Raw genomic sequence first — 13,357 nt, forward strand, 5'->3', positions numbered from 1 at the left:
TGACCGAATTGTGATATAGTAGCCTCATCGTATTTATGTCATTATGATTTTCGAAGGATGTGCCTTATGTTTGATCCCAATATATTTGATAATTTAAAGGTTGGCATTGAGAATGTCGTCTATGACCTTGACAATCTGGATGAAGTTATTCATGTAATCGGCAGGGCAGACCTGCTGGATATGGCCGTTATGTCCAGAAGCTTCAGCCTTCGATTCGAGTTAGTTCAGCAGCCCATGACTTCGGCTGAGATTATTCTGGAGACGGGACTGCGTGATCTTGCCACTGAGATTTTGGAAATTTCGGAGGGACAGCCTGGCTGTGAGCTGAAGCTCCGCTTCTATAAACATATCGCAGATGTTTCCAGGGAATGTCCGGTCATTTCGCAGATCGTGGAGGAGATATGGAAGCCCGAGCTTCGTCCGGTGCAAACGATAAGTTACACCTACGGCAACGATTCGCCTCAATTACACAACACCATTGAGCTTCGCTTTCCCCGCAAAATTAACGAAGAACAGATGGGGGATATCCAGAACATGATCGAGTTTATGCTTCGTACGCTGGGGGAATTAAACCGGATGTAACTAGCAAGGGGCTCTATAGTGTACAAGAATTAGAGAGGAGTGAGTTCTAGTGAAACGGTTCATTCTGTCTGCTGGGATCGGATTAACGATGATTTTCGGCATAACTTGGTTGATCCGCTTGGTGAAAGACGATACCTTTCTAATTGCACATTTTATACTAGGACTTGCCGGTATCATCATGCTGAGTTACTCCATAGGCAGCTATCTCATAAAAAGAAAGAGCCCACCCTATCATTAAATAGAGGTCGGGCTCTTCTGCTATATTCTTATGCAACCACCAATCGGATCCAGATATCCGATGGATCCTGGACTGCCCAGACGCCATCCCGCTGCTCCAGCTGCAAGCCGGCCTCACGGATACGCCCGGTGACGGCCTCAAGCTCCTCATGGCTTGGAAGCACAATGCTATAATCCTCGATTCCCGCAGCGCTCCGCGGGGTGTTCGGAATACCGCGTCCAGCCCATACATTCAGTCCGATATGGTGATGATATCCACCAGCAGATATAAACAGCGCAGCATCTCCGTAATGGGCCGTCACCTCAAAACCCAGCACGTCGCAATAAAACGCCCGTGCATCCTGCAGGCTGGACACATGGAAATGCACATGCCCGATCACGGTGCCTTCCGGAAGTCCATACCATTCCTTATCCTTGGATAAAGCGAGCAGACCCTCCACATCGACAGGATCGGTGGTCATCACGTATTCACCCTTGGCATCCCGCTTCCAGGTATCCTGCGGGCGGTCGGCATAAATCTCGATGCCATTTCCATCGGGATCATTAATATACAATGCTTCGCTGACCAGATGGTCGCCTTGACCAACCGGAATATTATGAGCAATTAAATTCGCAAGTGCGAGCCCCAATGATTCCCGGTCCGGAACGAGAATTGCAAAATGGTATAGACCCGCCGTTCGGGTCTGGGGTCTGACCAGATCCTGAACCTCCTCTACAATCAGCAGCGGCTGCTTGCCGTCCGCCGTCAGCTCGGCCACTCTGCCGTGTTGGCGAAGCATTTTCAAACCAACGACCTCCGTATAAAAGCGTACGGATTGTGCCAGATTGCTGATGCGCAGAGAAACCGGTCCGAGATTTGTGGATGGATGTAGTATGGCTGTCATGTTCTCACTCCTTAAATGTTGTTTGTATTCCAGAAAATATATTCATCTGTTCTATAAGGACAACTTGTAATCAAATCAGTTACATCTAACTTGTAATCATTATAGTTACAGGACGTGACTTTTGTCAAATACAGTAATTAACATTTCAACTATTTGCACTACTACCGCTAACAAAAAGAAAACGCCCTTCCCACACTAGGACAGAGCGTTGATCATCACTAATTTTCGTTTAATGTTCCATTAGCTGAAGCGTAGATATTCCTGATGATCTCTTCCAAACTCACCTCATGCAGCGTATTCTCCATCGCCTTCTGAGCGGCAGAGAAGACCGGTACAATGGCCGTTTGTATATGTTTGCCCACAGGACATTTCGCGTCCGAATTCTCGTGAATGCTGAACAGGGAATCCTCCTGCACGACGTGAACAGCATGATAAATATCCAGAAGCGTAATCTCGGCTGGATGCTTCGCCAGCTTCGCGCCTGCAACTCCAGGTTTAACCTCAACAAGGCCCGCTTTACTCAGCATGCCGACAATACGCCGTATGACCACCGGATTCGTATTCACACTCTCTGCAATATAATCTGAGGTGCTGATCCCAGCCTTATTCATCTCCAGCACGGAAAGAATATGGATAGCCACTGCAAATCGGCTGCTTATATTCATGTGATCCCTCCTGACGGTCCTAATCTTCAAATAACTAGCATGTAACCATCATAGTTACATTACACCGCAAAGTCAACGATCAAGCCCCGCCAAGAGCACGAAGTGCGCTATATCAATCCAAGGAACACGGTCCCTCATATGTAATTTTACGATTCGGATATCCGATATATTCAGGAGCTGCTCGCCAACTGGTCTGATGAAGAGACCACACTGGAGAATCTGATGATCCCGCCTGCGAAATAAAGCTCATCCCTTCATGAAAAAAAGCCTCTTTCACGCTATGGGTCAGTCCCATATGGCTGAGAGAGGCTTTTCACGTTTAGGATCCGCTGGATTTAGAACATCGGGAATACGTATTTGATAAGGAAATACAAGAAACCAAAAAAGATGATCAGATATGCAACGTACTTGATTAAAGTAGAAGCCACCCTGCTGGAGTCGCTGCGCTCCTCGATGTTCCGAGTCTCAATCTCCACGTCATGGTCCTGGCGCTGCCTGCTCATAGTCTCCACCTCCATCCGATTCTGTAGTGCAGATGATGGTAATCTCTTGAAGCTTACTACTCTTTACACACTCATCAAGAGATTGAACCATTCTGCAAGGGAGACTGGAGTAATTGATAGTACCTTAGCAGGCCTTGTTATTTAAAGAAAGCCAATCATGGCAGGCAGCACGATGAAGGAAGCCAGTGTGGTCCACAGGATGCACCTGGATACAAGCTTCGGTGCGGCGTCATACTCTTCCGCAAGGATCACGGCGTTTACCGCCGCAGGCATGGCGGACAGAATCAGAATAACCGAGAATAATGTTCCCTTAATGGATAGTATCGCGAGCAAGCCCCAAGCCACTAACGGGCCGATCAGCATTCGCATCGCCATCCCCGACCAGAATCCGCGCCTTGTGACGGATAAAGACGTTCCAGCTTCCCGTACGCCTACCATCTGAGCGCCCAGAATCACAAGGGCCAGTGGCGCATAAGCTGCGGACAGCATGGATACGCCGGTTTCCAACCCTTGCGGGAGCTGGAAATCCGTCACGCGGAAGAGCACGGCGAGCGCCGCTGCGTAGACCGAGGGAAGCGTGAATACCGATCGGATCGCTTTGGCTGCCGAAAAATGTGATCTTGCTGCCAGATACACGCCTAATGTATTCATAATGATAATTTGTACAATGACATAGACGGAGGCTTTATCCAGCCCTGCCTGCCCGAAAGCCAGCAGCACGAGCGGAAGTCCATAATTCACGCTGTTGGTGAAGATGGTGGTCAAGGCAAGCCCGGATTTTTCCGTTTGGGACAGACCCAGCATTTTCCCAGCGAAGGCACTGAGTGCCCACAGGACCATCACGTTCAGAAGACAAAACGCAACCGTGACCGTGACCTCGTTCGAGGTTATAGAAGCCTTCTCCAGCGTCTCGAAGATGAGGGCCGGGCTTAACACATACAAAGACAAGGCCGAGAGCGCCTTGGTTTCGATTCCCTTAAAGCGTTTGAGCAGCGCTCCACCGATGACAGGCAGAGATATGGGCAGGAATACGCTATAAATCGTAGCTAAGAAAGAAGAGATCATGGAGTTCACCCTTAAACAAATTAAAATATCACGTTCTCTACATCCTACCCCATCCCTAAAGCATTCGTCCAAGATTCAAAGACTATAGGTCTAATAGGTATTCATTATGTAAGCCTCCTGATCACAAAGGAAACGACGGTTCCATTGCCCCGCGAGCTGTTGATCTCCAAGCCTTGCCCGTATATTTGCTTCAAGCGGCGGTCTGTGTTGATCATGCCGACTCCCTTGAGGTGTTTGTGGTTTCGCTGATCTTGCTCCAGCATGCGGCTGAGGTGCTTCTCATCCATCCCGACACCATCATCCGCGATAATAATCTTCACGATTTCCGCTTCACTTGCAATGCTGATGCTCACGGTTCCCCCCTCAGCCCGTACCAATATTCCATGAACAACTGCATTCTCCACAATCGTCTGCATGGCCAATGGAGGCAGCTCCAATTCCTGAACAGGAATTTCGTCCGCAATATTCCAATGGACGCGGAGCCGGTTACCATACCGTTCACCCTCGATATACAGATATGAACGAACCAGGCCCAGTTCCTGCTCCAGCGGTATAAGTCGCTGCAAGTTGCTGACATCATAGCTTGTTCTCAGATAATGGCTGAATTCCTCAATCAGCATAATCATCCGGGAAGGGTCGAGCTCGCCTAATGAAGCGATCGAATTTAATGTATTGTGCAGAAAATGCGGCTGGATTTGTGCCTGGAGCCAAGCCGCTTCCATATGCAGCCGTTCCTGAATGGACCGCTTCAGTTCCAGCAGTGCGCGTACCCTCGTTTTTAGTTCCAGATGATCCACCGGCTTAATCAGATAATCGTTGGCTCCGGACATGAACCCCATATGGATATCCTCGGGCTGGCTTCGGGCGGTCAGCAGCAGGATCGGAAGCTCGGCGAGCATATATCTCTGCCGAATACGTCTGGACAGCTCATATCCTGACATCTGGGGCATCATCACATCCGAAATGATCAGATCCCACTCGGCCTGCTCCAGTAATCGGAGGGCCTCCTCTGCCTGGGTCACGACAGTAATCCAATACCCTTCGCCAGAGAGCAATCCACGGATAACCTTCAGGTTAACCGGATCATCATCTACGACGAGCAATCTGAAGACGTCTTGATCCGAAAACGGCTTAACCTCCACCGCTTCGGTCCTTTCCTTATCGGACACATCCATCTTATCAAATGCGGCCCCCGTCTCTTGTAATGAAGTTGAGGATGAAGCGGCCGCTGCGATCAATTCCTGAGTCTGCAGCTTCTCCTGTGCCGTAATCTCGTTCAGTTTCAAGGTGAACGTAAATGAAGTTCCCTGTCCGGGAACAGATGACACGGAAAGATTCCCTCCATGCAGCTCGACCAGCTGTTTACAGATGCTCAGCCCAAGCCCCAAGCCGCCTCTTGCAGCAGTCAAACGGGAATCACCCTGCTCATATGGGTGGAATATACGTCCCAGCGTCTCTTTCTCCATGCCGATCCCCGTATCACGAACATGGACGCGAGCGGTTGCCTGATCCGCATCCGCAGCTAGCTCAATTCGGCCATGCTCGGTGTACTTCAACGCATTATGGATCAAATTAAACAAAATCTGGACCAAACGGCTTTCGTCAGCGCGTACCTTAGGAAAGTCATCTGCGATCTTACATACCAACTCGATGGGTCTGCCTTCCGCCATCGGCCGGAGCATATCCAGCACACCCTGGGCTGCACCCTGAAGATGAACAGGCTGAATGTTAAGCCGCATTCGGTTGTCCTTCAGCAATGAAACATCCAGCAAATCATCCAGCAGCAGCGACATCCGCCGGCCAATTCCGGTTATCAGCTCAAGCTGTCTTTGATCCTCTTTCGCTGGTGCTTCTTGTTTCTTATCCCGATCCAGCAGCGTTTGTGCGATATTAATCATGCCGTGCAGCGGGTTCCGCAGTTCATGAGACGTATTCGCGAGAAATTCATCCTTCATCTTGTCTGCACGCTTCAGCCGCTCAGCCTGTTCCTTCAGAACGACAGCGTTTCTCGTAAAGCGGATGAACCAGAAGGAGGCGAAACCGAGAAATGCGATGATCAGATCAACCGGATAATACGGAAGCTCTTTGAAATACCAAAATCTAAGAATTCCGCTTAGCATAATATTGCAGGACACGGCAACGGCCGACAGCAATATGAATATCGCGGCCTCCGTCCGCTCATTGACCGCCTTTCTGGCCATTGAGGGCAGAAACAACACGGCACCTATTAATACCACGGACAAAAATTTAGTGAGATACACCATAAGATGAAACGGCAGAATCAAATAAACCACTGCATAGGAAACTGCCAGAATCACGTAGACCCGATAAAAGACCTCCTTGATTCTGGGCTGAAGCAGATGCTTGGTGCACAGAATCAAGCATAGAGAAATCGCCACATAACTGATAACCCTGAGCTTCACCGTCCATTCAAAATTAATGGCAGGAAGCCAGGCAAGAAGCAGCTTATCATCGTCAACCAGCGTGGCAAGGAGAGTGACAAGAATGAGACCGGCAAAATAGTATAGGCCTTTGCTCCGATAGCCGATCAGATACAAAATAAACACATACAAGACATGAAGCAGTAACACGATGCACACCAGCAGCTGCATGTTTTCCGAGAATGCTTTCCCCTTCATGACCGCTTCAGCCGTTCCAAATTTGATGGGCAGCCGGATTCCGCCGGAATCCGGATATTGATAATTGCTCACTTCCAGGGTGATATCCAGCTCATTTCCAATGCCCGGTGGAAAGATTGCGACATGAGGCACATTCCTGGCGACATGAGTGTCTGGCGTATCAGACGGATGGCCTAATTCGTGCACTAAATCGCCATTGACGTACAAACGATAGGCCGTACGGATATCCGTGATCCAGATGCCATAAATTGCGCTCTGTTTCGGTACGAGCACCTTGAGACGATAGGTTCCGTATCCGATCTCGCTTCCGTTCTCGTTCAAACTCTTCCAAGGGCCGGGAACCTGCAGGCAGCATGAATCGGAGGCCGTCTGTGCTCCTTGATGATGCAGCCGTTCAGGGCCCCTCCATTGATTCGGATAAAAGATCCATTCCCCATTAAGAGCAACCATATTTCGGTCATCCGCCTGCCACCCCCGCAGATCTAACACCCCCTGCTGGAACGAGACTTGTTCGGGTACCATGATGAACTTAAACCATACGAATCGTATGAAGAGTAATATCACGATAAATAATAAAGTAATCCCCAGCAATCTTCTGCCGGAGATCGGTTTGGATTCAGTGTTGGAATGGGTCGACAACCATAACAGTCCTTTACCTTATAATAATGAACCCTATATTCATATCTGTCCATTATTTTACATCGTTACAGGACCGCTGTCTTTGAATTTCGACAAAGTTTCAGCTTAACCTACTGTCAGGCACACCCCTTACACAACCGCCTTCCCTTCACGCTGCAGCGGCCGGTATGGAAATAATTCTGCGGCAGAAACATGTTTTAACCTATAATAAGAATAAAATCTTTTCCTTCCCGACGCCTCATACAGCCACGAGAAAAAATCGAATATCGAATCATCCACCCATTTTCCGTTGTATTCAACGAGCGACCGCAGATAAGGGATTTGGAGTTTCACTTTGCCCTCCCACATGAAAATAAACGTGTTGACCTCCGCATTTTTTTGCAATAAAAAATGAAGTGTTTGCTCATCCAGCAAAAACTTCTCCTGGTCACATATGAATACAGGCCCCTCGTCTGTCGCTACGATGCCGATCAGCTTGGTGTTGAAATGAACATAGAAGCCTCTGCAATACTGGACATCCTTCCCCGCATCCAGCTCAAGCTCCCGAAACGATCCAAGCTCCAGCCCCACAGCCTTATGCAGCGAAGAATCCTTAAATCTCCGAATAAATTTCATAACCGAATGATGTACCTCCTGATTCTTATGATTCTCTCCAGAGTATAGGCGGCCATCCTCTACAATTTCTGAACAGGGCACCAGAATGCAGGTCTTCCTTCTTCGAACAATATAAAAAAAATCACCGAATGCATATCCGGTGATTACGCGCAATATAAGTGTTATTCTAGTTCAGGCTCTCAGTATGAGCTCCGTGGTTCCATTCGTCGTACCACTTTTTTATGTAAGGACTCGGCTCCTCACCCATCTCATCCCTTAATAATTGAGACAGAAGAGCGAATTGTCGGTGCACTTGTGCCGGATTATCCTGCATCACATATAATTTCATGAGTGAAAAATAGGCCTTCTCCTCCATGGGATGCTGCCTCTGGATCGAGGAGTAACACAATATGGCCTCATCCATACGCTCCTGCTCCACATACCAGTCCGCCATGCATAAAGAAGAAGTAAGCCATAACTCCTTCAAGCGCTGCCGTTCCCCCTCTGCCCACCAATAATCATATTCCTGCAGGTAATCGCCTGTGTACAGCTTCATCATTTCAATATGCCGATCAATCGAAGCGGCCGACACGGAAGGGTTTGACGAGAACCAGTTCTCCCATTCCTCGATGTCCAGCTGTACGTCCTCTATATTCAGCACGTAGCCTTCCGTCGTGTTGGTAATCTGAAACCTAGTGTCGTAAGGCTCCAGGGTCTTTCGGATGTGATAAATGGCGGTATACAGCTGCGGATATGCCTTGTCCATATCAAACTCCGGCCACAGCATATCGATCAATGCCGACTTTCGAACAAGCTGCCCCCTATGCTGCAGCATATAGATGAATATCTCCTGGGCCCGGGTTGTCCGCCAATGGAGCATGGCAAATTGCCCTGGATCATTCGGCTGCTCGACCATCACTTGACGAAACATTGTCATCCGAATTTTGCGGTTGGGCTCCATAACCTCTTCCGGCCTTGCAGCAATGCGGCTTCGCAAGCGCTCCATCGTTTTGGCCACTCTGTCGATCTGCACGGGTTTCACAATGTAATCGACCGCATTCAATTCAAATGCAGTAACGGCATACTCGTGATAACCCGTCACAAAAACAATGCACAGATGGGGCTTTTGTTCCAGAAGCTGCTCGGCCAGCTCAATTCCGTTTAATTCGGGTAAGCTGATATCCAAAAAAACGATATCCACATCACGTGATAGAATTTCTTTTCTCCCTTCAAAGGGATTCGTGTACGCGCCTATTACATCTATAGAAATGGTATCCAGTTTTAACAGCTGCCGTTCTAAATACTTCAAGGCCAACGGTTCGTCATCTACGAGAATTACCTTCATTCATATTACTCCTTGGATTGGAAAAATACGGTCATATTTAACTATATTGATTCCTGCGCATTGTTGCAACAATCGATATCGCAATTATGACAATATACTCATTATTTTTTCTCTTGAAAAACTTATAATTCCAAGTATAATACTTGGTATAAAACTGAGAAAGAGTTTGCTAAGGGGGCCTTCAACTTGGAGAATCACGATAAAGAACCGGCATCTTTGTCCCTTGATGATTATCTCGATCTTCTGAATCTGGCCATTCGCTTGGGAGATACGAAGTGGCAGGCAGATATTATGGCCACGCTCCAGCAAATGCAGGAGCCGCAGTCCAAACCGCACATGAAAAAGGACGAGTGCACCGAGCAGGAGCTGTGGCAATGCGTGGATCAAATCAATGACCGCATGCTTGTCCTGTACAATGATCTGAAGGCAACGGATGATGAAGACATGCAGCGCGAGCTGCTGGATCAGATGTGGAGGCTTAAAATTGCGCGGGTTGAGGTGTTCCGAAAAATACGCTCGATATATCTATAAAACAAAGACGATTCTTCAGCTGGAAGAATCGTCTTTGTTTTATAGATGAGGATACCGCTCTCTATAATTATACATTCAGGTTATAATACACAAACTCATCATCCCTCGCGTACCCCGCGGATTCATACAACCGCTGCGCTTTCAGGTTATGCAGCTGCGTGGACAAAGTCAGCCCCTTGGCACCGGTTTGAACAGCATGCATTTTCGCTTGATCAAGCAATTTTCTGCCGATGCCATGCCCCCGGTAATCCGAATCCACAAACAGATCATTCAGAATCCATATGCGGGACATCGAGAGCGATGATAAGGATGGATATAGCTGTACATAACCTGCCGGAACCAGGGTATCTGCCGTCTTAGAGACTGCTAAATAAATAACTGAATCCCCTTGAGTGAGTCTCTCCCGGATATATTGCTCTGCCCCGGACAAGTCATCATCCCGCTTGTAAAATTGCCGATACTGATTGAATAAACCGGCTGCCTTGCCCAGATCCTGCAATTCTGCTCGATATACATAAATCTCCGCCTTCAAACATCCCACATCCTTTTTGTCCATCGTTAATTCTAGTGTACTGGGGACATGCAGGTGTTTAGAATGCAGATTTCAATGAATTGTTTGCATGGATAACCCTATTTAGCCATCCCGATATCCGCTATTACGCTTGATGATATAACGCCCTGTATTCATCCTCCAGGATACTCATCATAATGGAGTCATGGTAACGGTGATTGTAGTACAGCGCATCACGCTGGACCCCTTCCCGTTTAAACCCTACCTTCTCGTAGGCCTTAATCGCCCGTTCGTTATAATCAAACACCTGCAGCTCGATCCGGTGAAGATTAAGAAGTCCAAAGGCATATTCCAACAAAAGCCTGATCGCTTCCGGTCCATATCCCTTACCTAGATGCTCAGCGGAATCGATAGCAATGCGAATATTAGCATTCCGGTTTATATGATCGATGTCCTGCAGAGCTACGTCACCAATGACCTGATCGTTATCCGATAAAGCAATCAGGAGCAGAACGGTATCGCCGCCAACAGATTTAGCCTCAATATATCGACGAACGCCTTCCATCGTAAAAGCCTGTTTTGTCCCCGTCAGCCTCCGCATTTCCGGATTGAACAGCATCTGGAAATATCCTTCTGTGTCTTCTTGTCCGACGGGTCTCAAGTAGATCCGCTCGCCTTCCAGAAACCGTACCGGTTTCGGATTCCATATGGTTGAACTCATTGCCGTTGTAACCTCCTGTTTCCTCTGGAACTTGAAATCCCTTATACTATATCAATACATTGACCATATCCATATATGCAGATTCCAATAATTATAAAGGACAGATTCTATGAAACAGGTTCCCCTTAATCAAACAGAGATTACATCAGCGCTTGATGATTCCTCTATCCCTCTGTATGTGGGATTATATCAATATATCAAACAGGAGATTTCAGGCGGTCAGTGGCCTCATTCAGCCCGTCTTCCTTCCGTGCGCAAGCTTGCGGAGCTGCTTAATGTCAGCACCACGCCGATTGAAATGGCGTATCAGCAGCTGCTGGCGGAAGGGTTCATTGCCAGCAAACCCCGCAGCGGATACTATGTTCAGATGGCAGCCGATCCTCCCTTTTCGCCTCCTATACAAACGTCTTTACCAAAAGGGCCGATGCTTAAGCGCCACCGCTACTTCCCATACGACTTCCACATGTCGAAGAATGAATATCAATATTTCCCGCTGACGGAATGGAGAAAAACCTATAACCGTTGTTTGCAGGAAAATGCCACCACTGACATGCTGTTCTACGGTGACCCTCAAGGCGAGGAAGGGCTCCGTTACCAGATTGCAAACTACGCCAGGAGTTTTCGCGGGGTATCCTGTACACCTGAGCAGGTGATTATCGGCTCGGACCCGTTCCCTCTTCTGGATCTGGTCAGCCGATTGCTGCTTCCTTACGGACAGACTATCGCGGTAGAAGACCCCTGTTACCCGCAGCACCCGGAGGTTTTCCGGCAGAAGGGCTACGATGTCATTCCCATCCCCGTGCTTCAGGATGGGATCCATCAGCAGGAACTGCACAGCAGCAGAGCATCCTTCGTATCCGTCTCCCCCTCCCACCAGTTCCCGACGGGGGTCATCATGCCCATCTCCCGCAGGCTGTCGCTGCTGCAATGGGCAGATGAGACCGGTGGTTTCATTATCGAGGATGATTCTGATGGTGAGTTTAGATATGAGGGAAGACCGATCCCGAGCCTTCAGGGGCTGCTGCCCGACAGCCGCGTCATCTACCTGGGAGGGTTCTCGCAGGTGCTGTCCCCCGCGCTAGGCATCCAATATATGATTTTGCCGAACGCACTGCTGCCGGATTACCATCAATTAAAGTTCCAACTATTTCTGGACTGTACGGCCTCTAAGCTGAATCAGATCACACTGGAGCGCTTTATGCGGGAAGGCCATGTCGAACGGCATCTGCGCAAAATGAGAATGAAACTCCGCAGAAAGCATGATCGCCTGATCAACGCCATTAGGTATCACTTTGGAGATCGCGCTCATATATCAGGTACCGGCTCCGGGTTTCACCTCATGCTCGGCCTGAGGCATCCCCTGTCCGAGGAGGAGCTGCAGACGATAGCCGAGGATCGGGGAATCCGCGTAAACTCCGCTTCCTATACACGAATGGCTAACCCTGATCATCCCAAGGAACCGGAGCATCGAGAGTTCATTCTCGGTTTCGGTGGACTGAGGGAAGATGAGATTGAAGCAGGCATTAAGCTGCTGGCTGACTGCTGGCTGGGTGACCCGCGTATCTAGGAAAGCATTTTGACGTCGGCAGCAGGCCATACTGATTGCGGAATGAAGTATGCTGCATATTTTCACCACAAAAGGCTGCCCCCTTAGATTGAAGCAGGGAACAGCCTTCTGTTCATTTGGTATGCAATGCGTCGGCAACGCCAGACAGATATTGTATTCTTCTCGCGGCGGTGGTTACACAGAACGGCCTACGATGACCAGATCCCGCTTGATCCCGTCAAGCTCCGCAACCCCGGGGAGCAGCCCCCACTGGTCAAAACCATACTTCTTCAGCAGCTTCAGACTCGGTTCGTTATGACCAAATACAAACCCTACCAAATTGCTGACCTTAAGGCGCGGACTCTCCTCAATTGCCTTCTCAATCAGTATACTGCCGGCACCGGTACCGCGATATTTCTCGTTTACATATATGCTGATCTCAGCAGTTCCATTATAGGCTGGTCGCCCGTAAAAGGATTGAAAGCTCATCCATGCAACCATTCCATCATCAGACCGCATGACCCACAGCGGCCGAAAATCGCTGCTGTGCTCTTCGAACCAGCGAATACGGCTCTCCACCGTAACAGGCTCCAGGTCGGCGGTTACTTTTCTGCCTGAAATCGTTGAATTGTAGATGTCCACAATGGCCGGCAAATCCTCTTTGACGGCGTAATCGATACGGTATTGATGCGTCATCATGTTCTACCTCCGAATAGATGCGTAATAAAGTCTCATAATGAGTGAAAGATGCCTTGCTCCATATGAGATCTATTGTACAAGAGGCAGCGGAAAAACGCTTCTATTTTCTTAGGAGGAGATCATTCACGAATGTATGGCCCAAGGAAAACTTTACTTACGCTATGGAACACGATACCCTAACATTAAAGGCATAACG

General features: G+C 48.6%; 14 protein-coding genes. 4 read left to right on the top strand and 10 right to left on the bottom strand.

The features are described from left to right. Positions 1-66: 66 nt before the first annotated feature. Positions 67-582, top strand: coding sequence for a hypothetical protein (locus tag PGL02S_RS17905; RefSeq protein ID WP_006212280.1), 516 nt, complete (start codon positions 67-69; stop codon positions 580-582). A gap of 49 nt (positions 583-631) precedes the next feature. Beyond that, a complete protein-coding gene (locus tag PGL02S_RS17910) occupies positions 632-820 on the top strand; it encodes a hypothetical protein (RefSeq protein WP_006212281.1) in 189 nt (62 codons plus the stop codon). A 28-nt stretch (positions 821-848) separates the two neighbouring features. On the opposite strand, the gene PGL02S_RS17915 is transcribed toward PGL02S_RS17910, so the two are convergent. The 7 genes from PGL02S_RS17915 to PGL02S_RS17940 form a co-directional block, all read right to left on the bottom strand. Then, positions 849-1,703 (bottom strand): VOC family protein, encoded by an 855-nt coding sequence (locus PGL02S_RS17915; protein ID WP_006212282.1) that lies wholly within the window; start codon positions 1,701-1,703, stop codon positions 849-851. A 218-nt stretch (positions 1,704-1,921) separates the two neighbouring features. Beyond that, positions 1,922-2,368, bottom strand: coding sequence for an Rrf2 family transcriptional regulator (locus PGL02S_RS17920; RefSeq protein WP_036639749.1), 447 nt, complete (start codon positions 2,366-2,368; stop codon positions 1,922-1,924). Between the two features lie 335 nt (positions 2,369-2,703). After that, positions 2,704-2,871, bottom strand: coding sequence for a hypothetical protein (locus tag PGL02S_RS28245; RefSeq protein WP_006212284.1), 168 nt, complete (start codon positions 2,869-2,871; stop codon positions 2,704-2,706). Between the two features lie 141 nt (positions 2,872-3,012). Then, complete coding sequence (locus PGL02S_RS17925) at positions 3,013-3,936, bottom strand: AEC family transporter (protein ID WP_036639751.1); 924 nt, start codon at positions 3,934-3,936, stop codon at positions 3,013-3,015. A gap of 104 nt (positions 3,937-4,040) precedes the next feature. Beyond that, positions 4,041-7,214 carry an ATP-binding protein gene (locus PGL02S_RS17930; protein ID WP_051449187.1) on the bottom strand — a complete coding sequence of 1,058 codons (3,174 nt, stop codon included), beginning with the start codon at positions 7,212-7,214 and terminating at the stop codon, positions 4,041-4,043. A 129-nt stretch (positions 7,215-7,343) separates the two neighbouring features. Continuing rightward, a complete protein-coding gene (locus tag PGL02S_RS17935) occupies positions 7,344-7,829 on the bottom strand; it encodes a hypothetical protein (RefSeq protein WP_006212289.1) in 486 nt (161 codons plus the stop codon). Positions 7,830-7,995: 166 nt separating this feature from the next. Then, positions 7,996-9,153: a response regulator gene (locus PGL02S_RS17940; RefSeq protein ID WP_006212290.1), complete on the bottom strand. Its 1,158-nt coding sequence runs from the start codon at positions 9,151-9,153 to the stop codon at positions 7,996-7,998. 186 nt (positions 9,154-9,339) lie between these two features. On the opposite strand from PGL02S_RS17940, the gene PGL02S_RS17945 reads away from it, so the two are divergent. Next, positions 9,340-9,684 (top strand): hypothetical protein, encoded by a 345-nt coding sequence (locus PGL02S_RS17945; RefSeq protein ID WP_036639754.1) that lies wholly within the window; start codon positions 9,340-9,342, stop codon positions 9,682-9,684. A gap of 67 nt (positions 9,685-9,751) precedes the next feature. On the opposite strand, the gene PGL02S_RS17950 is transcribed toward PGL02S_RS17945, so the two are convergent. Further along, positions 9,752-10,240 (bottom strand): GNAT family N-acetyltransferase, encoded by a 489-nt coding sequence (locus PGL02S_RS17950; RefSeq protein ID WP_051449188.1) that lies wholly within the window; start codon positions 10,238-10,240, stop codon positions 9,752-9,754. A gap of 100 nt (positions 10,241-10,340) precedes the next feature. Beyond that, complete coding sequence (locus tag PGL02S_RS17955; protein WP_036639757.1) at positions 10,341-10,916, bottom strand: GNAT family N-acetyltransferase; 576 nt, start codon at positions 10,914-10,916, stop codon at positions 10,341-10,343. Between the two features lie 109 nt (positions 10,917-11,025). Here PGL02S_RS17955 and pdxR point away from each other — a divergent pair, with 109 nt between their 5' ends. Further along, on the top strand, positions 11,026-12,483 hold the full coding sequence (pdxR, locus tag PGL02S_RS17960) for a MocR-like pyridoxine biosynthesis transcription factor PdxR (protein ID WP_051449189.1): 1,458 nt from the start codon (positions 11,026-11,028) through the stop codon (positions 12,481-12,483). Positions 12,484-12,657: 174 nt separating this feature from the next. Here the strand turns inward: pdxR and PGL02S_RS17965 are convergent, their stop codons facing one another. Further along, on the bottom strand, positions 12,658-13,158 hold the full coding sequence (locus PGL02S_RS17965) for a GNAT family N-acetyltransferase (RefSeq protein ID WP_036639760.1): 501 nt from the start codon (positions 13,156-13,158) through the stop codon (positions 12,658-12,660). Between the last annotated feature and the right edge of the window lie 199 nt (positions 13,159-13,357).

It is taken from the genome of Paenibacillus glucanolyticus NBRC 15330 (assembly GCF_004000885.1).
GTDB classification, from domain to species: Bacteria; Bacillota; Bacilli; order Paenibacillales; family Paenibacillaceae; genus Paenibacillus_AQ; species Paenibacillus_AQ glucanolyticus.